This window comes from Sphingobium chungangianum, from assembly GCF_977014255.1.
On record NZ_CDRNIV010000006.1, the window covers coordinates 1 to 19,952 of the forward strand.

Sequence of the window (19,952 nt, forward strand, 5' to 3'; positions counted from 1 at the left end):
GCGTCTTGCACAATTGCGGCGCCTTGACTGGGATGACGATCCAGCAGCGCACGGTTCAGCTGGCGATCCGGTCCGCCAGTGCCAGGGCGGCGCGCGCAACTCTTTCCCGGTCCTCCAGCGTCTTCATCAGCGTGTCGCAAACGTCGTGTGGGATCGAAATGTCAGAGGCGTCGTCGCGTTCGTCGATCAGCAGCCCATCGATCACATCGGCATAATGGGCCGCGATGCTTTTATTGGTCACGGTCAGGCCCAACTCCTGCATGAGCTTGGCGGTGGGTCCCTTGACCGCCTGGCCCCCGACGATCGGCGACACCGCAACAACCGGCGCGCGAGCGGAAGCCAACGCTTCCCGGATGCCAGGCACCGCAAGGATCGGATCGACACTCAGCCAGGGATTGGACGGTGCTATCACAATGGCCCGTGTGTCAGTGGCGGTGATCGCTTCGATCACGCCTGCCGCCGGTATAGCGCGCTCTGCGCCTTCGAAACGAATGGCCCGCACCTCTGGCGCGCAGCGGCGTTCGACGAAATAGCGCTGGAAGGGCATGTCGCCTTCGCTGGTGTTGAGATGCGTCGCAACCGGGTCATCACTCATCGGCAGGATGGTAAGGTCCAGCCCCCATGCAGAAGCGAAGCTGGCGGTAATCGAGCTCAGCGTCTCTCCCCGCGCCAGCAGATGAGATCGCAGCACATGCAGCGCTAGGTCGCCATCGCCCAGCAGGAACCAATCTTCGCCGCCCAGGGATTTGAGGGCGTCCATGAAGCTCCAACTCTCGCCTTCCCGGCCCCAGCCTTGCGCCGCATTGGCCTTACCGGACAGGGTGTAGAGAAGGGTGTCGATGTCAGGAGAGATGGTGAGCCCGAAGTGTCGGAAATCGTCGCCCGTATTCACGATGGCGGTAATCTGTTCTGGCGGGCAAATGCGCATGAGACCCAGCACCAGCTTGGCGCCGCCCACGCCACCTGTCAGCGTCACGATACGGCTCATCGAAACAGATCCTCATCCAGCGGCCGGACAAGCGCCGTTGCAGGCGCGTCGCCCTGTGGCCAGCGCAATCCACGCATAAGCACGGCCGGAATGCCTTCGGCCCCTTCGCCGGTTACCAATGCGGCGGCGGTCGCAATCTGGTCAGCCAAGGCGATCTGCGTCACTTCCAGGCGGCGGCCATCCCTGTCCCTGTCTCCCCTTCGGTCGATCAGCGCAGGCAAGCGTGCCGCGCCTATGGCAACTCCGACCACCCCGTAGCGCCATGGCCGCCCGAAGCTGTCGGATATCACCACCGCAGGCGCGATCTCGCCGTCGGTAAGGGCATGGCTGATCGCGGCAGCTGAGCCATCAGGATCGAGGGGCAACAGCAACGCCCGTTCCGGACCGCCCGGGCCGATATTCGATCGGTCTATGCCGCTATTGGCCATGACATGGCCCAGCCTGTGACGAGTGATCAATATGTGGGGCACGGCACGGACGACGGCGACGCTTTCGCGCAGCACAAGCTCGACAAGGCGCGGGTCCTTTTTGGTGGTTGTCGCCAGTTCCAGAGCCTCCGGTCCCGGCTCGACCTGGGCAAGATCGACCATGCGACCTTCCGCCTTGGACAATATCTTCTGCGTGACGACCAGCACGTCGCCGTCCAGCAACGGCCAGAGCCCTGCCATTTTCAAAGCGTCTTGCAGCAGGACGGCCAAATCATCACCGGCACAAATTTCAGCCATGCCGGTCAGCGGGTGAATTGAAATCATAAGGCGATGTAGCGCGCGACTGGTCCAGTGGGTAGCCGCCCTGTCGCCATAGTTAGGGCGGCGTTACGGCTCCTTAACATGGATGGGGTAGGGACATCGGCAATGACTGCCCTGCTGATCACCGTGGACACAGAATTATCGTCACTGCTTCACGAGCGGGGAATAAGTCTGGAGGATAATATCCGCCTGTCCATCTGGGCAGAGTCTCGGGGCCAAGCCTATGGCGTCGGCTGGCAGATGGCGGAGCTGGAAAGGCATGGCCTCAAAGGCGTGTTCTTCGTCGATCCGATGCCCGCGCTGGTTTATGGAACCGAGTTTTTGAAGCCCATCGTCGCCTCGATCGTGGACCGGGGGCACGAGGTGCAACTGCACGTTCACAGCGAATGGCTCCGCTGGGCGCGCCACTCCCCTGTCGAAGGGAGGCTGGGCCGCAATATCGGTGACTTTTCGATGAATGATCAGATCACCCTGCTGCGCTTGGGCAGGCAATGGCTGGAGGAAGCCGGAGCGCCTGCGCCCATGGCCTTTCGAGCAGGCAATTTCGGTGCCAATGACGATACGCTGCGCGCCCTCGCTCATGTCGGCATGACGTGGGACAGCAGCGTAAACCCCGCCTATCACCGCTATGGCTGCCGCATCAACGGTGCGCGCGATCAGGTCGCACCAACGCGCAGCTTCGGTGTCTGTGAGCTTCCAGTTTCGGGCATCACCGACCGGCCCGGCAGCTTTCGCCCTGCGCAAATTTGCGCGATGTCGGCGAAGGAGATGCGCACCGGGCTGTGCCACGCGGTGGGCGAGCGGCATGCCGCGTTCGTCGTCGTCACGCATAGCTTCGAAATGCTGACCCGCGACCGCCAACGTCCCAATCATGCAGTAATGCGCCGGTTCACCGCTCTCTGCCGGGAGGCTGTGAAGCTGACGGGCCTTCGTGTCGGTGGTTTTCATGACCTGCCGCCCAGCTTGGCGACAGAGGCGAACCCCTCGCACAGCCGCGTCCCGCCCGACCGTTTTCGCACCACCAGCCGGATGGTTCAGCAGCTATGGGCCAGCTGGCGCTACGAACGCCGCTTCATACCGTTCTGAACAGCGGCGGCGGACGGGATTTTACGGAAAGGTGGCGGAGACGGAGGGATTCGAACCCTCGGTGCCGAATTCTCAGCACGACGGTTTAGCAAACCGTTGGTTTCAGCCACTCACCCACGTCTCCAAACATGGCCTGAATACCCGCTTGGGGCGGGACAGCGGCTAGGCGAGAAGCGCTATAACGGTGGCTTTCGCGCAAGGCAACGGGTGTATGCCATGAAATTCTTACAAACTTGTCCGCTGGATTCGTTCCAGCCCAGAATCGACTCGGGTCGCCGTTCGTTCATTGTCGTTTCAGCTTGCTTTCCGATAATCTGATAGTTGGTCGAAGAGCGGAAAATTCGGGGAGTAGCGGGCATGATCGGGATTTTAAGGCGTGCGGCGGCTCGCAATGTGCGGCGGGGTGCGATGGCATTTGCCGCCGCGGGCATGGCGTTCAGTCCAATTGTTGCGACTGCGCAGGTGCGCACGGTCGATCCCAACACCGCGATCGACGCGGACCTCGCGCCCGTTCCGCCCGCGAACAGTACCCCGACCGACCCCGGCGTCGACCACAGCGTTCCGCCCCCCAGCAATACGACGCCGGATTATGCCCCGCCCGCGGCGAACAGCACCGCCACCGGCGCGCCGGTAACGTCCAACTCGCCCCCCGCCGCCTTGAGCCCGAGCGAATCCTATCAGGAAGATGACCTGATCGGGGCGGCCGAGGGCGTCTTTGGCAAGGGGGCCGAGGGGCTTGCCGGCATGATCGAGAAGATCCTGAAGGATCAGGGGCGTCCCAACGCCTATATTGCCGGTCGGGAAGCATCCGGCGCCTTTGTCGTTGGCTTGCGCTATGGATCCGGCACGCTCAACCATAAGGTGGAAGGCAAGCGGGAGGTGTATTGGACCGGGCCATCCATCGGCTTCGATGTGGGCGGCAATGCGTCCAACACCTTCGTCCTGGTCTATAATCTCTACGACACGCAGGACCTTTATCACCGCTTCCCCGCTGCCGAAGGCACGGCCTATCTCGTCGGTGGCTTCACAGCCAGCTACCTGCGTTGGGGCAGCGTCGTGCTGATCCCGATCCGTCTGGGCGTTGGTTATCGACTGGGCATCAATGCTGGTTACATGAAGTTCACGGAAAAGCGGAACTGGCTGCCTTTCTGATCTGGTTTAAAGGACAAAGCTAAGCTGCTGGCCTCCCTCGACCGGCTCTTCGGCGTCGAGATTATGCACCCCAAGACCCAGCAGCCGAGCCCCCATGGGTAGCGGCAGCTGGGCGAGTAGCAGGGCACGCGCCGTTTCCGCCAGCAAGTTGGGCGACCGTACTGGGGCGCCCATGCTTTTCGACCGGGTGATGATTCGGAAATCGGCAAATTTGATTTTCAGGACGATGGTGCGGCCATAGGCGCCGCTCTTCTCGATCCTTCCCCAGAGGCTTTGCGAGATACGGTCTATTTCTGTGACCAGCGCGTCCTGCGTTATCAGGTCGTCGAAAAATGTGTCCTCAACGCTGACGGACTTCCTTTCCTGCCGCTCGTGGACGGGTCGGTCGTCCTCCCCGCGCGCGGCACGATAATAAAAGGGGGCGGCGCTGCCGAAATGCTGCTGGAGGAAAGGCAGGTCCCGCTCGCGAAGGTCGGCGCCGGTCTCAATCCCCAACGCCTGCATCCGCCGCGCCGTCACCGGCCCCACGCCATGGATGCGTCGCACCGGCATCTCCGCCATGAAGCCTGCTCCCTCGCCGGGTCGCACGACGCAAATGCCGTCCGGCTTGTTCTGATCTGAAGCGAGTTTGGCTATCAGCTTGTTGTAGGAAACGCCCGCCGAGGCGGTGAGGCCCGTTTCTTCGTGGATCATGCGTCGGATTTCCTGGGCGATGACCGTTGCGGAGGCTAGGCCCGGCTTGTTCACCGTGACATCGAGATAAGCCTCATCAAGCGACAGCGGCTGAATGATGTCGGTGAAGCGGGCGAAAATCTCCCGCACATGAGCCGAAACGGCGCGATATACTTCGAACCGAGGCTTCACGAACAGAAGGTCCGGACAGAGCCGCCGCGCCCGCGCGCCGGGCATGGCCGATTTCACGCCAAATGTGCGAGCCTCATAGCTGGCGGTGGCAACGACCCCTCGCGGGCCGCCTCCGCCCACGGCGATCGGCTTGCCCCGCAAGGTTGGGTCGTCGCGCTGTTCGACCGACGCATAAAAGGCATCCATGTCGATATGGATGATCTTGCGCGGCCCGGAATCCATGGCAGGGGTTTATGCCACAGCAGGAACGAAAGCAAAACGCGGAAGGTGTCGTCAGGTCAGGACTTCTTGTCCTTCAAAGACTGGAGGACAGCGAAAGGACTGGCCTGTTCTTCCGAAAGGACGCCCGCTTCCCGCAGATAGGAGTCTGCGTCGGCAGAACGGGGATAGGGCGCCATGGCCAAGGCCATAGTTTCGGCGACCGCTTCCCCCATGTCGATTGTCTGCCCATCAAAGCCGATGATGTCGCAATCCTCCGAATCGATCTCCATCTCTTCGTCATCGCCTTCATCGCCGCGCTCCGCGACGAAGCGCAGCAGGAATTCGGTGTCGATCTTCTCGGGCACGGCCACGCCGGTAGCGACGCAGGGCTGGGCCAGTTCCGCCCGCACGCGCCCGCGTGCCTCGATGCCGCTATCATTTTCGCTCAGCGTATAATCGGCTTCAAGGCGGCTGAGCGAAAGCAGATGGAAACGCTTCGCCAGTGCTTCCCGCTCGTTGGCGTCGGCGGTGATCGTCACTCCTTGCGCATGCCGCACGATCTGATCAGCGCGCACCGGGCGAGAGAATTCGGGTGCAGGGTTGCTCATCCAATATCTCCGGTCAGCAATGCGTCCAGCGGCAACGCGGAAAGCCGAGCCCAGCGCGATCGCAAGCGAGATTCGACATGATTGATCGCACCATCACCCGGCGTCGCGCCACGATACAGGTTGCGCTCCAGCGCTTCCCGCAGCTCCGCCTCGCCCAGTAGTGCAGCTTTATAGGCTGACAGTCTGCCGCCCAGCGCGCTCACCATCCGGCCGATATGCTTGCCCACCACGACGTCGCCCACGCCTTCCTGACGCAGCTGGCCGTCCATGTCATCGACGAATAATTCCGTCAGCCAAACGCTCTCCTGCGCGGCGCCGATCGCTTCCATCCGCATCAGCACCTGCGCGAGTATGGCGACGATCATGTCGAACCGGCCGTCCATGGTGTCGGGGACCTGGCCTTCCATATACCAGTGCGGCTGACGCCCCTCGTGGACGATGGCCTGATAGAGCGGCTGCATCGCTTCCTTGGGATCGGTTCGCGCGAACAGGCGCTGGAATAGGTTTGGCATGTCGAAGCAGTTTCCTGGCTGAGCTGAGCGGAGGCCCCCTTGCCGGGGGTCGCGCATTTCCATATTGATCGGCGGGCCGCGCGATGCAATGGCGGCTTTGGTTTTCGCGTTTTCCCGGGGCCTGTCCCGGCAGGAGAAGTTCATGCGTCAGTTCAGCCGACATCTGTTGCTCGCCGTCGGCCTTGGCGCGCTGGTCCTCGGCACATCCGCCTGCACCCGCATCCGGACGCATCAGGGCTATCAGGTGGACAAGCTGTTGGTCGATTCGATCCAGCCGGGCATCGACAACCGTGCCTCCGTTGAAGGAACGCTGGGCCGACCCAGCTTCACCGCGCAATTCGGTGATCAGGACTGGTATTATGTGTCGCGCGACATGCGGGCGCTTGCCTTCTCCAATCCCAAGCCCGTGGCCCAGACCGTTTTGCATGTCCGTTTCGACCCGGCGGGCAATGTGACTGCCGTGGATCGCATGGGGCTTGAGCAGGTCGCCAAGATATCGCCCGCGGGCGACAAGACGCCGACCCTTGGCCGTCATCGCAGCCTGTTCGACGAGATTTTCGGGAACATCGGCACGGTGGGAGCCGGTGGCATGGGCGGCGGTGGCGGCAGCAATACCGGCGGTGGCGGTCCTAACGGTTCCTAAGGACAGGATAGCAAGACTGTCCGGGGTCGACGCTCCCTTTTAGCGGAAGCCTTATTACCGGATTCCCCCTGGCGGCTGTGGCAAGAAAGCCCCGCCTTCGCGAGTCTCGAGCAGGCTTGCGCGCCAGCAGCGGCGACATCAAAAAATTCCGGCGATCCAAGTCATTGGACTCGTTTGGAAACATGGTTAATTTTTCGCGTTAACAAATAGAGACTCGCAACGGCGACGGCTCAGGCATATGCTCGATCAGTGTCGTCGGCCGTAAGACTAAAGTAGTATATCTCGCTCTGCACGTACGGCATACTACATAAGGTTAAAGTCAGAATATAACGCATTAACAGTTCGTTAGTGAATTCTGACACTAACCCCAAATTTCCGCGAGCAGTTCAGGACTCTTGTCGCGCAAATATGCTAGTCATAACTTATTGAAACGAAAAGAAAGGGTCGCACTGCAGGCATTTGGAAACTGGTCTTTCACGCTTCGTTTGGGGCCTGCTAACGAAGGTGGAAGGGATCATGAGGGGAATACCCAATGGCTTACCCAGTCAATGTGCGTCTGTTGTGCGGTAATGCAATTGTTAGAGAAGGGCTGAGCCGGATTCTCACTGAACGAGATTTCCGGGTTAACCAATATCCCAATATTGCCGCTGCACTCCAGAAGGCGGAGGTGCCGGAAGAAGATACCGGACCGTCGCTGCTCCTGGTCGATAATGGAACCGAAGAACTTGATGCGGACAGCGTCGCCGTCCTTCAACGGCGATTTCCCTGTTCCTATCTGGTGGTTCTGTCCGACCGGTTCGATTTCCAGACGATGCTGAAGGCCTTCCGGCTTGGTGCAATGGGTTATATCATCAAGGAAATCAGCTGCGACCGCCTGGTGGCGACGCTGCATCTGGTGGCGATGGGCGAACGGGTGCTCCCACCGCAACTCGCCGATGAATTGCAGTCGCGACCGACACTCACGGACGCGCTGGAGGTTGAACGGCCAGTCGATGCCGCCAGCCTGTCGGATCGCGAGCTGGAAATTCTGCGCTGGTTAATCATGGGGTGCCCCAACAAGGTGATCTCCAAGAGAATGGAAATCAGCGAGGCGACGGTGAAGGTCCATGTGAAGGCGGTGCTGCGCAAGCTGCGCGTCAAGAACCGCACCCAGGCTGCGATCTGGGCAGCCAATCATGGAATGCGTGGACGGGTGCCGGAGGTAGAGCCGGTAGTGCCAGTGGAGGTGACGATCCCCCATCCCGCGCAGCTGCCGCCGCTTGAAATGGCTGCCATGCCGCTTAGCCGTGCCTGAACTGGATCGTCGCCCGAAAAGGGCTGCGGTCACCCCCTCATAAATTCTGAATGAGGCTCCTGCGCGCAAACGCAGGAGCCTCAGAAGCCCAAGGCAGAGCAGGCTTCGGCCTGTTGAACAACAGCAAAAGCTGCTATGCTGACCCCGTCCAAGACTCAAGGCGGGAGAGGTCCCATGGCCACGCGCTGGACCATCAAGGGCAAGGAATTTGTCCACTGCAATTGCGCCTATGGTTGTCCCTGCCAATTCAATGCGTTGCCGACGCATGGACATTGTCAGGCCGTTGCCGCGATCGACATCGAACAGGGCCATCATGATGACACCGACCTGTCGGGCTTACGCATCGGCCTGATCGTCGCCTGGCCGGGGCCGATCCATGAAGGCATGGGCGAAGCCGTTCCGATCGTCGATGAACGGGCGGACCCGACGCAGAGAGAAGCGTTGCTGCGCATCATGAGCGGGCTGGACACTGTGCCTGGCGCCACCTTCTTCCAGGTTTTTGCCACGACCTACACCAAGGTGCACGATCCCGTATTCGCGCCCATAGACTTACGGGTGGACATTGACGGCCGATCCGCCCGGCTGAACGTTCCCGGCTGGATCGATGCGCGTGGCGAGCCGATCGTCAATCCGGTCACGGGAGACGCCCATCGCGCGCGCATCAACCTGCCCCAGGGTTTTGAATATGATGTGTGCGAGGTCGGTCGCGGTTGGGCGAAAACCCAGGGGCCGGTCGATGTGCAGCTCAGCGATTCCCATGCGCAGTTCGCCGAGCTTCACCTGACCGAGAGTGGCGTTGTCCATTAGGCCGGTGCCACCACCAGACGGCACCCCTTCTGTTGTCCATCAGCTATTGTCGCGAAACAACCTGATCGTCGGAGCGGCGCTGCTGCTGCTGGTGATGATGGCCTGGATGTGGCTCCTTTCCACGCCGGACGCCTCAATGGGGGACATGGCGGGGGAAGGGATGGCGGACATGCCGATGGGCGCGATGCCCATGGCCATCCAGCCCTTGTCGTCCAGCTATTTTCTCGCCGCCTTCGCCATGTGGTCGATCATGATGGTCGCCATGATGCTTCCTTCCGCCGCGCCCATGATATTGCTGCATGCGCGGATTGATCGAGCGACCAGTGACTATGCGCGTTTGCTGCACAGCCTTATGGTCATGGGCTCTTATCTGCTCATATGGATAAGTTTTTCAGCGATCGCGGCTGGCGCACAGGCCCTGCTGCTGCATGGTGGCTATTTGTCAGCCGCGACGCTGTCTCTGGGTGGCCGCATGGGCGCTGCTGGCCTGTTGCTGGTGGCGGCTCTCTATGAATTGACGCCCGCCAAGCATCGTTGCCTGGAAAACTGCCAGTCGCCGCTCATCTTCATTCATCGCTACTGGCGCCCCGGTGCAGGCGGCGCGTTCCAGATCGGCATGCGGCATGGACTTTATTGTCTGGGCTGCTGCTGGGCGCTGATGATGCTGCTGTTTGCGGGCGGCGTCATGAATCTCGCCTGGATCGCATTCCTCACATGCCTGGTCGCAGCCCAGAAGATGGCGCCGCCGCGCTGGCGGTTGGACCGGTGGACCGCTGCATTCCTGCTTTTCGCGGCACTGTTTGTCGCGCTTCGCTGACGACGGGTGAGCCGCGCGGCAACCGGGGGCCGGATCAGAGCAACCGCTGCGTCGTGCGGCAGTTGCTCCGATGCCGGGCTGTTAGCCGATGGTTTCTTCGAAGATAGCCATCGTACGTTCGAACCGAGCGAACAGCTCGTCAAGCTCTTCGGCGGTGATGATAAGCGGCGGGCAGAAGACGATCGTATCGCCTAGCGCCCGTACGATCAGGCCCTGCGTCAGCCCGATTTCGACCAAGCGTGACCCGGCCTTTACTGCGGGGTCGAAGCTGGTCCGGTTTTCAGGATCGGCATAAAGCTCGATAGCGCCGACCAAGCCGACCCCACGCACTTCGCCCACATATTTGCGGCCTTCATAGCTGCGCAGCGCCTTCGAGAATTGCGGCATCAACGACTGCACGTGGCCGACGACATTATCTTCTTCGTAGATTTTGAGCGTTTCCAGCGCGATGGCGCAGCTGACCGGATGGCCCGAATAGGTGAAGCCGTGGCCGAAGGTGCCGATGGTGCCGCTGTTCCGGGCGATCGGCGCATAGACCTTCTCATTCACCATCACGGCGGAGATCGGTGCATAACCAGATGACAGCCCCTTCGCCGTGGTGAGGATATCGGGTTTCATGCCGAAAGTGGTCGAACCGAACATCTCCCCCGTCCGGCCGTAGCCGCACACCACTTCGTCCGCGACGAGAAGCACGTCATATTTCGCCAGTACCTTCTGGACCTTTTCGAAATAGGTAGCCGGCGGCGTAAGCACCCCGCCCGCACCCATGACTGGTTCGGCGAAGAAGGCGGCGACCGTCTCCGGACCTTCTTCCAGAATGAGCTTTTCAAGATTGTCGGCGAGGCGAGTCGCGAAATCCTCTTCGCTTTCGCCCGGTTCGGCGTAGCGGAAGTAATGCGGGCAATCGGTATGCAGAATATTATGGATGGGCAGGTCGAAATCGCGATGATTGGTGACAAGCCCGCTCAGGCTGGCCGACGCCACGGTAACGCCGTGATAGGCGTTGCGTCGGGCGATGATCTTCTTCTTCTCCGGCTTGCCGATGGCATTATGATAATACCAGATCAGCTTCACAGCAGAGTCGTTTGCTTCAGATCCGCTGTTGGCGAAGAACACCTTCGACATCGGCACGGGCGCGATCGACAGCAGCTTGTTGGCCAGCGCGATCACGGCTGGATTGGAACGGCCGGTGAAGGTGTGATAATAGGGTAATCCACGCAGCGCTTCGCTGCCCGCCTTGGCCAGACGCTCGTTGCTGAAGCCCAGAGAGGCGCACCACAGCGCTGATACAGCTTCAAGATAGCGGTTCCCCCGATCGTCTTCCACGAAGACGCCGTCGCCCTTGGTTATGACAAGGGGGCCGACCTCAGGATGGGTCGCCAAATTCGTGAAGGAGTGGAGGTGAGCTGCAATATCAGCTGCAGCATTTTCTCTGGGATCGTACATTATCTTCGTGCTTCCGATCTTTTAGAAACTGACATTTCGGCCGTCCCGGAGATGGATATGCGCCCGACGACCATTACGCGCAGAATGTGGGGATCGACTTACCCTCATCCATGCAGGGAAGTAGCGTGCCCGCCGGATGCATAAGAATTTTGTGGACACTTATCAACACATGATCATGGGACGGGGCGGTTTGTCTGAGATTTCCGTCGATTGAAGGCGGCGAACAAGTCCAGATAGAGTGATTTTCCAGCTTTTCCCCGACCGGGATGCTGAATTGGGTCAATCCATCCATATATGCGATTCTTAGGCCCAATGATGGAGGGTAGTTGGAGCTGCCATGACCCGACGCGTGCCCTTCCAAGGCTTTGCGCCGCCCATACGTCCCCAGTCACCTCTTCGGCGAGCGATCACCGCCGCCTACCGGCGGGAAGAGCCCGCGTGCATCGCGCCGCTGCTGGAAGCCGCGACTCTTGAGCCATCGGATCGCGAAGCGATCAGAAAACTCGCCCGCCTGCTCGTGACCACGCTCCGCGCCAACCACAGGGGCAACGGCGTGGAAGGGCTGATCCAGGAATATTCACTTTCCAGTGAAGAGGGCGTGGCGCTGATGTGCCTCGCCGAAGCCTTGCTGCGTATCCCCGATCAGACGACACGCGACGCATTGATCCGCGACAAGCTTTCTAATGGCGGTTGGGGATCGCATCTGGGCGGTGGCAAATCACTGTTCGTCAACGCCGCGACATGGGGCCTGGTCGTGACCGGTAAGCTGGTCGGCAGCGTCGATGATGATGGGCTGGGCGCCGCGCTGACCCGGCTGGTGGCGCGCGCGGGGGAGCCAGTGATCCGTCGCGGCGTGGATCTCGCCATGCGGATGATGGGCGAACAGTTCGTCACGGGCGAGACGATCGAGCAGGCATTGAAGCGAGCTCGCAGGCTGGAAGCGAAGGGCTTCCGCTACAGCTACGACATGCTGGGTGAGGCGGCGACGACCGGGGCCGATGCCGACCGCTATCATGCCGATTATGAGCGTGCCATTCACGCGATCGGAAAGGAGGCGCGCGGACGCGGCGTGTATGAAGGCCCCGGCATCTCGATCAAGCTTTCGGCGCTGCATCCCCGCTATGCCCGCTCTCAGGCGGATCGGGTGATGGGGGAATTGCTGCCCCGCGTGCGGCAACTGGCTCTGCTCGCCAAAAGCTATGATATCGGCCTCAACATCGATGCCGAGGAAATGGACCGGCTCGAACTCTCCCTTGACCTTCTCGAAAGTCTGGCGACAGACGCGGAATTGGCAGGATGGGATGGCCTGGGGTTCGTCATTCAAGCCTATGGCAAGCGCTGCCCCTTCGTCATCGACTGGATCATCGATCTTGCCCGGCGTGCAGGACGCCGCATGATGGTCCGTCTGGTGAAGGGCGCCTATTGGGACGCGGAGATCAAGCGCGCCCAGGTGGACGGCCTTGCCGACTTCCCGGTCTACACGCGCAAGGCGCACACCGATGTCGCCTATATCGCTTGCGCAAAAAAGCTGCTTGCGGCCCCCGATGCGATCTTTCCGCAATTTGCGACCCATAATGCGCAGACCCTCGCGACCATTTACCGCATTGCCGGGCCGGATTTCAGCGTCGGCCAATATGAATTTCAGTGCCTGCACGGCATGGGAGAGCCGCTATACGAACAGGTCGTGGGCAAGGAAAATCTCGACCGCCCGTGCCGCATCTATGCGCCGGTTGGCACGCATGAGACGCTGCTAGCCTATCTGGTCCGCCGCTTGCTTGAGAATGGCGCCAACTCTTCCTTCGTCCATCGGATCGCGGACCCGGCGGTTTCGGTCGATGACCTGATCGCTGATCCGGCCGAGGTGGTCCGTGCCATGCCCCATCCCGGCGCGAAGCATGACCTGATCGCCCTGCCTGCCGATCTGTATCCCGATCGGCGCAATTCAACCGGCTTTGACCTTAGCGATGAAAGCACGCTCGCCGCCCTGTCGCAGGCCCTTCGCGATAGCGCCGCGATCGAATGGATGGCGGCGCCGACCTTCGGTTCAGGGGAGGCGCGCGCCATACGCAATCCAGCCGATCATCGGGACAGGGTCGGCACGGTGGTGGAATTGGCGGCCGGGGACGCCGCAGCCCTCATGTCCCGTGCCGCGACATCCGATTGGGGTAGCGGGCCGGTGGAGGAGCGCGCAGCCATTCTGGAACGCGCCGCCGACGCGATGCAGGCGCGCATGCTCATCCTGATGGGCCTGTTGATCCGCGAAGCCGGAAAATCTCTTTCCAACGCGATCGCGGAGGTTCGCGAGGCGGTCGATTTCCTCCGCTATTATGCGGCGCAGGCACGGGCCAATCTTGGCGCCGGGCAGGATCCTCTGGGACCGATCCTGTGCATCAGTCCGTGGAATTTTCCCCTCGCGATCTTCACCGGTCAGGTCGCCGCCGCTCTGGTTGCAGGCAATCCGGTGCTGGCAAAACCCGCAGTCCAAACGCCACTGATCGCGGCAGAGGCCGTGCGCTTTCTGCATGAGGCGGGCGTGCCCCGGCATGCTCTTCAACTGGCGCCGGGCGATGGCGCGTTGGGCAGCGCTCTAGTGGTGGCGCCGGAAACTGCAGGCGTGATGTTCACGGGATCGACCGCCGTTGCGCGACTGATTCAGGGCCAGCTTGCCAAGAGGCTTTCACCCGCAGGCCATCCTATTCCGTTTATCGCCGAAACGGGCGGGCAGAACGCGATGATCGTCGACTCGTCTGCTCTCGCCGAACAGGTGGTGGCGGACGTGCTGGTCTCCGCATTCGACAGCGCGGGTCAGCGCTGTTCGGCGCTGCGCATACTCTGCCTGCAGGAAGAGGTGGCGGATCGCATTCTCTTGATGCTCAAGGGCGCGTTACGGGAAATGCGCGTTGGCAGCACCGATGCGCTGAGGATGGACATCGGCCCGGTGATCACGCAGGCAGCAAAGAGGACGATCGATCAGCACATCGCCAGAATGCGCGAGCGCGGAAAACGGGTTGATCAACTCACCCTGCCTGCCGAGGCGGCACACGGCACCTTCGTCGCGCCAACGATTATCGAGATCGACGATATAGCCGAGTTGGAGCGGGAGGTTTTCGGCCCGGTCCTGCATGTCGTGCGTTTTCGCCGGGAGCGGTTGGGCACGCTGATCGATTCGATCAACGCCACTGGCTATGGGCTGACCTTCGGCCTTCACACCCGGCTCGATGAGACCATCTCTTATGTCACATCGCGGGTGAGGGCGGGCAACCTTTACGTGAACCGCAACATGATCGGCGCAGTTGTCGGCGTCCAGCCGTTCGGGGGCTGCGGGCTTTCTGGAACGGGACCCAAGGCTGGCGGGCCGCTTTATCTTAACCGACTGGTGACGCGGCCATTCGCATGTGGATGGAAGTCGCGGCATCCTGTTTCACCCATCCATGATTTCGCGGATTGGCTGGAAGAAAAGGGAGAAATCGGCAGCGCGAGGAAAGCTCGTGCCTATGCCGCCGCCTCTACTCTTGGAGTGGAACGCGCGCTCGCCGGACCAGTCGGGGAACGCAACCTTTACAGCCTGCATCCCCGTGGTCAGGTGTTGATGATGCCGCAGAGCCGAGATGGCTTGTTCGAACAGATGGCCGTCATCCTTGCGACCGGGAACCGGGGCGTGGTTGCGGAGGCGCTTCCCGACGATTTGCCCCCAAATGTCGCCGCTGCATTCGCTGGCCTGCCTGACGGGCCTTATGCAGTTGCGCTGGTGGAAGGACACAGGGCAGCCGTTGCCCGAGCCGTGGCGGAAGTCACGGCGATGCCGGGGCCGATCATATCCGTTCACGCAGCTGAGCCGGACCAGCCCCTTGCCTATCATTGCGATTGGTTGCTTGAAGAAGTGTCGATCTCCATCAACACGACCGCTGCTGGAGGTAATGCCAGCCTAATGATGATCGGATAAGCGCCAACGCCGACGCTTCCATAGCCGATCCCTTCACGGATTGCGCTACAGCAGCTTCAACCGGATGTTGCGGAATTCCACCTTCATCGGCGGACCTACGTGCGCCTGCATCCCGATCTCGCCCTTGCGCCGACGATCCGCCGACTCATCGATCGCCGCCGCCATCAATTGGCCGTTCAACAAATGATAGATTGCCGGACCCTTGGCGATGATATGGGCTTCGTTCCATTCCGCTTTGATCGCTGCTTTCAGAGGGCCGGGCTCACCAATGGAACAGATTATTTGCGACGGCGGTGACGTTGTTCGCGCAAACTGACCACGGCGGGCGATAAAGCCGCGCCCCCGTTCCTCGTAGACCATGGCCGTGAAGAGATTCCGGCCGTCGATATCAAACTGTAGCCCCGACATGGCGAAGCGATTGGTAGGCGTGATCGCGTCTTTGACAACGGTGCTGCGGTAATTGACGCCGCTATTGCCTTCAGGGGTGATCCGATACTCCGCCTTCAATTCGAAATCCTCGGGCCTCCCGCCTTCCCAGATCAGGAAAGTGTTGCTCCGAAGCAGTGTGTCCGGCGTCACTTCGCCAACTATGCAGCCGTCTTCCACGCGCCAGTATCGCGGATCACCGCGCCAGCCCGCCAGAGTGTGACCGTCAAACAAGGATCTGAACCCCGGCCCATCACCGTCAACCGGCCGGGGCATCAGGGGCATGGCTTTTGGTGCAGGTGCCTCTGGCCGTTGCGTCGCCACGGCCAAGCGCGGGAATAGCGTCAACGTGGTCGCTGCGGCGATGAACGTCCGACGTCCGGTCCTCTGATCCATGCTTTTCTCCAATGTCGATGCGCTGGTTCGGCGGTTAACAGCATGGTCGCGAAAAGTCCTGCTTGGTCAAGCCGGGTACCGCCCGCACCGCCGGAAGGATCATCAAAAGCGATATATTACTGGAGATTATAATTGGATTTCGCGGGACAGCGTCCGGCAATTTTCTGTCGAAAGCGCTGTAATATCAGTCGCTCGCTTGGCGCCTTTAGCGTCCAAAAATGGTGCCAGAAGAGCTTTCTGGGGCTCTGCCTAAGCGGTTGATTTCGCAGTAAAATCATGGACTTGCGAAGTCGCCACAGGCAGCATTAGCATGCTTTCAATTCGTGGAAAAGGCTGGACGAGCACGGACGATAGGGTTCGGGTCCCTTGCTACCGCCTTGTCGCAGCCAACGCGGGGGCGCTCCAGCGATTTCGCTAGGGTGTGGAAATGAAGCGAACAGCGACGCCTGCTTCCTCCAGGAGATCCACCGAAACGCGAAATCCCTCGCCCCACTGCGGGTCGGAGAACTCAGGAGCCAAGCTCACAAGTTCTGATATGCCTGCCTGGACGATAGCCCGGGCACAATCGACGCAGGGAAACCAGGGCAGGTACATGCGACAGCCAGCGAGCGGAATTCCGTTGCGTGCAGCCGCATAGATAGCATTCCGCTCGGCATGCTCAGTCCAGAAATACTTGGCCGGCCGCTCATGCCGGTGATCATGGTCATCGTTTAGACCGCGCGGGAACCCGTTGAACCCGATCGATCGGACGCTGTTGTCCGGGGCCACGATCACGCAGCCGACCTGACGGCTCCGATCCTTACTCCAGCCGGCTACAAAGCCGGCCAGCTCCATGAACCTCTGGTCCCAGTCAGCCATGGTGCGCGCCCTCCTGCACCACCGGTGCCGGGGCATACAGTTTCTCCGCCTCGTTCAGGCACCCGCGCCATAAATCCCGGTCCCCAAGGCGCTCGGTTGCGAGGAACATCGCTTGTACGCAAGCCTGCACGAAGGACAGCCATTCAGGCGGAGCGACTGAGGGTTCGACGAGCAGGCTGGACCTCAGTTCACGTGCAATCCGGTCAGACCTCGAGATAGCCGACGCTCGCTCTGCGATCGCGGCGCTCGCTTCCCCCTAAGCTCCGGACTCGCGATGGTGGCAAGCTCGACCAGCGATCTTGTCGCACCGTAGCGGACGTCCTCGTCGGCATCGTTGTCTACCAGGTCTCCAAGGCAATGAAGCGCTTCTTGCTCTGGGATTGCCCCGAGCACGTGGGCGATCCTCCACCTCACCGTCGCATTGGGGGAGGCCGCAAGCCATTCGGCCAACTGGGGCAGGATCCATCCGCCGTCGGCGACCCTCTTGGCGACGTTTGCCACGGTCCAGCCAAGGATGGAGTTTTCGTCCAGGATCTTTGCCAGCGTTGCGAGCTCAATGGCCTGTGTCTCGGATATTCGAAACACTTCCTTCCATTCGTTAAACCATGGAATGTCGGAGCCAACGGCATCGACTATGGCGCAAAGCTCGGCGAGGGTCGTCGCCTGACGAAAAGGGCCTGCTTCCTCGATCTGCATAAGACGCAAGGCGTCCGCAGCGCGTTGGCGGGTAGCAATGACAGGGTCGAAGCACTTGTCGCCGAGCATCGCGAGAATCACGGTCCGCATCTCTGCGCCCACTGGGGTGTCATCTTGTCGCCTTTGCGCGAGGGCATAGCCAGCTGCATAGAGGTTCCAGTCATACAGCTTCTGCAGGAACAAGTCCGCGGGCCCCTCCGCGAGCTGCTCGAACGCCAACTCGACTGCGTCGAACGAGCTGGCATCGAAGCTCAACTCCCGGAACAGCCCTGGCGTCCAGAGGGCGGGGTCGAGCCGCGCGACATAGGTTGCGGCAAGGAAGTCGTGCGCGATGTGGTGCTGGAAGAATCCGTTCGTGTCGTCGATCCTGATCGCGCCGGACTGCTCGAGCTTGTCGAGGATGGGTTGGCCCACCGTCTCCCTAAACGACACGACGTCGAACATCCGGGATCGTGCAGCGGAGTATGCAGCAAAGCAAGCTTCGGCGACTGTCCCGACCTCGGCATCGGCAAGTCCGAAGTGTTCGTGGATCATCGTATCCAGCATCGTCACGCGACCTTCGCCGGAGGTCCCGGACCGCAACGCTGCATCAAGGAAGAACGGGGAGGACCGCAGGTCGTTCTCAACCACCGCAGCATCCTTGGGCAGGTGCCGGCGGATCTCGTCGGCGGCCAGCGGCAGTGGCGTTCCAATCCACCACCGGGCTGGGCTTGGCAGTTCCCTGCGGACGAGGCGATCCACGACGATGACCGAGGTATTCATGTAAAACGCCACGATCTCGTCGAGCACCGTGAGTACTTCCAGGCCAACCTTGGCGGTAATCTCGTTCAGGCCGTCTACGAATATGATCTTGCGAACGTTGGGCGGCAGGCGATCAAGGTCAATGATGCCGAGCCCCAGCCCCGAAAAGCGGCGGACGAGAAAGTCTGCGCCGGCACCGACATTGTCCTGGGTCCATTCCTTCCAGCGCTCGTAGTCCGCGCCTGTCCATTGCTTCAAGTCGATGAATACCGGCACGACGCCGGCATCGATCGCGCACCTGAACAAGCGTCGCAGCAACCAGGTCTTTCCATCCCCGCCCCGGCCAGACAAGATTGCCCGTCCCGTGGAAAGCGAGTGGTCGAGCACCTCGTCCTCGCGAAGCGTTGTACCAAGCTCGCCCGCGAAAATGCTGTCGTAGGACCGCGACCAGCGGGTAAGGAGCGAAAATGCCGGCTCGTGCGCCTTCCACGAGGCAACAAGGCTGCGCGCCGAGGCGATAACCTGTTCGCGAAAATCCTCTGGCTTGGGTTGCGGCATGTCAAATCCCTCCAATATCGGGCGGAAGGGTCTGGACGAACTGCCTTGCGACCAGCGCAGCGGCGTGCGCGGCGAAGGATTTCCATTGTGCGCGCTGCTCGTTGTTTTCCCCGTCGGCCACCAGATCCGAGATGCCCCGAACGATCACATAGCGAGGATGATACCAGAACGATCCCCGCCCGTGGCAGACGGCCCTGGCCATTCCGATGGACTCCATGTCAACCGCAAGCGGCTTGTCGAAGGGCTCGAGCAACTGCTTCTGCACCGGGCTGTGGACGTCCCCCAGCACCTTCTCGGCAGACACGATCCCGCCCACGTGGATCTTGCACGGGGCCCCGGCATCGGGGGGCTGGTGGTCCACGTCCAGCGCGTCGCGAATGTTGAAAGTCTTCGAGATTGGCGCGCAGACGTTCTTGCGCAGGGGTTCCGACGGATGGTCGATGGCGTAGGTGCGAACCCTGGCGGCGTTGTTGTCGATCTTGAGGAACTCGACGTAGTTGACCTGATCGGCGAACACGACGTCGCCGGTGCGAATTCCGTCCCGGCCTTGGTTATTAGCATCGCAAAGGCCGCCCGCGACGCCCAGCAGGATCATCACCTGAGGTCGCAGGTCTTCCATGAAGTCGGTGGCATCGGCGGACACGGGCACGTTGGAGCGGTCCGACGCCTGGATCAGCGCAAGGTCCCACTCCCTCATGCCTCGGTCGTCGTCGACGAAATAAGGCGTCCCCGCGACATTGTGGTGCAACCCGAAGACCGACTTCGCGGCTTCGAATTCTTCCTCAATGATCGTGATTATCCCGACCCTAACGCGCCCGACGCGTCCTGTCGGGGCAACTCTTTCCACGACTTCGCTCGATGTCGCTTGCCGGGAACCCAGGAGGGAGGCGAGCATGCGTTTCACCAGCGGAACCCCAATCGAATCTGCATGCCTGAACGTCTCCGACCCCAACGGCTCCCCTTGGCACCGGCATGTGCCGAAAGCAATTGAATATTCCCCATTTGTTCCATTTTGCCTCCTGCGGGTGCATCCCCTGCCTAGACCCAAAAGACAATGAAAGTTGCTGCTGAGGTGTTGATTGCCACTGAGAGCTGACCTGGGGCGCCTATAAGTTTCCACTAAGTATTCTCGATAGAAATCACGAATGAGCTCTCAGTGGTAATCAA

The 19,952-nt window shown here is 61.1% G+C and carries 17 protein-coding genes and 1 tRNA gene; 7 read left to right on the top strand and 11 right to left on the bottom strand.

The genetic code is table 11. The features are described 5' to 3' along the window. Positions 1-55: 55 nt before the first annotated feature. A complete protein-coding gene (cofD, locus tag ACWNC0_RS06880) occupies positions 56-988 on the bottom strand; it encodes a 2-phospho-L-lactate transferase (protein WP_449470531.1) in 933 nt (310 codons plus the stop codon). Next, positions 985-1,740, bottom strand: coding sequence for a coenzyme F420-0:L-glutamate ligase (cofE, locus tag ACWNC0_RS06885; protein WP_449470532.1), 756 nt, complete (start codon positions 1,738-1,740; stop codon positions 985-987). The genes cofD and cofE overlap by 4 nt, the downstream gene beginning before the upstream one ends. A 102-nt stretch (positions 1,741-1,842) precedes the next feature. Here cofE and ACWNC0_RS06890 point away from each other — a divergent pair, with 102 nt between their 5' ends. Beyond that, a complete protein-coding gene (locus ACWNC0_RS06890; RefSeq protein ID WP_449470533.1) occupies positions 1,843-2,823 on the top strand; it encodes a polysaccharide deacetylase family protein in 981 nt (326 codons plus the stop codon). A 32-nt stretch (positions 2,824-2,855) separates the two neighbouring features. Here the strand turns inward: ACWNC0_RS06890 and ACWNC0_RS06895 are convergent. Then, positions 2,856-2,947 (bottom strand) — tRNA-Ser (locus tag ACWNC0_RS06895). Between the two features lie 233 nt (positions 2,948-3,180). Between ACWNC0_RS06895 and ACWNC0_RS06900 the strand changes: the two genes are divergently transcribed. Next, on the top strand, positions 3,181-3,975 hold the full coding sequence (locus tag ACWNC0_RS06900) for an EipA family protein (protein ID WP_449470535.1): 795 nt from the start codon (positions 3,181-3,183) through the stop codon (positions 3,973-3,975). Between the two features lie 6 nt (positions 3,976-3,981). Here the strand turns inward: ACWNC0_RS06900 and dinB are convergent, their stop codons facing one another. From dinB to ACWNC0_RS06915, 3 genes are read right to left on the bottom strand one after another with little or no spacing between them, the layout of a single operon-like run. Beyond that, positions 3,982-5,061 carry a DNA polymerase IV gene (gene dinB / locus ACWNC0_RS06905; RefSeq protein WP_449470537.1) on the bottom strand — a complete coding sequence of 360 codons (1,080 nt, stop codon included), beginning with the start codon at positions 5,059-5,061 and terminating at the stop codon, positions 3,982-3,984. Positions 5,062-5,117: 56 nt separating this feature from the next. Then, positions 5,118-5,648, bottom strand: a complete 531-nt coding sequence (locus tag ACWNC0_RS06910) for a YceD family protein (RefSeq protein WP_449470539.1) — start codon at positions 5,646-5,648, stop codon at positions 5,118-5,120. Next, on the bottom strand, positions 5,645-6,160 hold the full coding sequence (locus ACWNC0_RS06915; RefSeq protein ID WP_449470540.1) for a ubiquinol-cytochrome C chaperone family protein: 516 nt from the start codon (positions 6,158-6,160) through the stop codon (positions 5,645-5,647). The genes ACWNC0_RS06910 and ACWNC0_RS06915 overlap by 4 nt, the downstream gene beginning before the upstream one ends. Before the next feature lie 88 nt (positions 6,161-6,248). Here ACWNC0_RS06915 and ACWNC0_RS06920 point away from each other — a divergent pair, with 88 nt between their 5' ends. The 4 genes from ACWNC0_RS06920 to ACWNC0_RS06935 all read left to right on the top strand — a co-directional run bounded on the left by ACWNC0_RS06920 (position 6,249) and on the right by ACWNC0_RS06935 (position 9,721). Further along, complete coding sequence (locus ACWNC0_RS06920) at positions 6,249-6,803, top strand: outer membrane protein assembly factor BamE (RefSeq protein ID WP_449470542.1); 555 nt, start codon at positions 6,249-6,251, stop codon at positions 6,801-6,803. Positions 6,804-7,335: 532 nt separating this feature from the next. Next, entirely contained in the window at positions 7,336-8,097 is a 762-nt protein-coding gene (locus tag ACWNC0_RS06925) for a LuxR C-terminal-related transcriptional regulator (RefSeq protein ID WP_449470543.1), read from the top strand. Positions 8,098-8,271: 174 nt separating this feature from the next. After that, the gene (locus tag ACWNC0_RS06930) at positions 8,272-8,904 is read left to right on the top strand and encodes a DUF1326 domain-containing protein (RefSeq protein ID WP_449470544.1); all 633 of its coding nucleotides are present in this window, start codon (positions 8,272-8,274) and stop codon (positions 8,902-8,904) included. Then, positions 8,894-9,721: a DUF2182 domain-containing protein gene (locus ACWNC0_RS06935; protein WP_449470546.1), complete on the top strand. Its 828-nt coding sequence runs from the start codon at positions 8,894-8,896 to the stop codon at positions 9,719-9,721. The genes ACWNC0_RS06930 and ACWNC0_RS06935 overlap by 11 nt, the downstream gene beginning before the upstream one ends. An 81-nt stretch (positions 9,722-9,802) precedes the next feature. On the opposite strand, the gene ACWNC0_RS06940 is transcribed toward ACWNC0_RS06935, so the two are convergent. Beyond that, positions 9,803-11,167 (bottom strand): aspartate aminotransferase family protein, encoded by a 1,365-nt coding sequence (locus ACWNC0_RS06940; RefSeq protein WP_449470547.1) that lies wholly within the window; start codon positions 11,165-11,167, stop codon positions 9,803-9,805. 337 nt (positions 11,168-11,504) lie between these two features. Between ACWNC0_RS06940 and putA the strand changes: the two genes are divergently transcribed. Further along, positions 11,505-15,110 (top strand): trifunctional transcriptional regulator/proline dehydrogenase/L-glutamate gamma-semialdehyde dehydrogenase, encoded by a 3,606-nt coding sequence (putA, locus tag ACWNC0_RS06945; protein ID WP_449470548.1) that lies wholly within the window; start codon positions 11,505-11,507, stop codon positions 15,108-15,110. Positions 15,111-15,155: 45 nt separating this feature from the next. Here the strand turns inward: putA and ACWNC0_RS06950 are convergent, their stop codons facing one another. From ACWNC0_RS06950 to ACWNC0_RS06965, 4 genes are all read right to left on the bottom strand, one after another. Then, positions 15,156-15,932 carry a 3-keto-disaccharide hydrolase gene (locus tag ACWNC0_RS06950; protein WP_449470550.1) on the bottom strand — a complete coding sequence of 259 codons (777 nt, stop codon included), beginning with the start codon at positions 15,930-15,932 and terminating at the stop codon, positions 15,156-15,158. Positions 15,933-16,346: 414 nt separating this feature from the next. Then, positions 16,347-16,790: a deoxycytidylate deaminase gene (locus tag ACWNC0_RS06955; protein WP_449470552.1), complete on the bottom strand. Its 444-nt coding sequence runs from the start codon at positions 16,788-16,790 to the stop codon at positions 16,347-16,349. A 183-nt stretch (positions 16,791-16,973) separates the two neighbouring features. Further along, the gene (locus ACWNC0_RS06960; protein WP_449470554.1) at positions 16,974-18,785 is read right to left on the bottom strand and encodes a HEAT repeat domain-containing protein; all 1,812 of its coding nucleotides are present in this window, start codon (positions 18,783-18,785) and stop codon (positions 16,974-16,976) included. 1 nt (position 18,786) lies between these two features. After that, positions 18,787-19,680 (bottom strand): phosphorylase family protein, encoded by an 894-nt coding sequence (locus ACWNC0_RS06965; RefSeq protein WP_449474557.1) that lies wholly within the window; start codon positions 19,678-19,680, stop codon positions 18,787-18,789. Positions 19,681-19,952 lie beyond the last annotated feature (272 nt).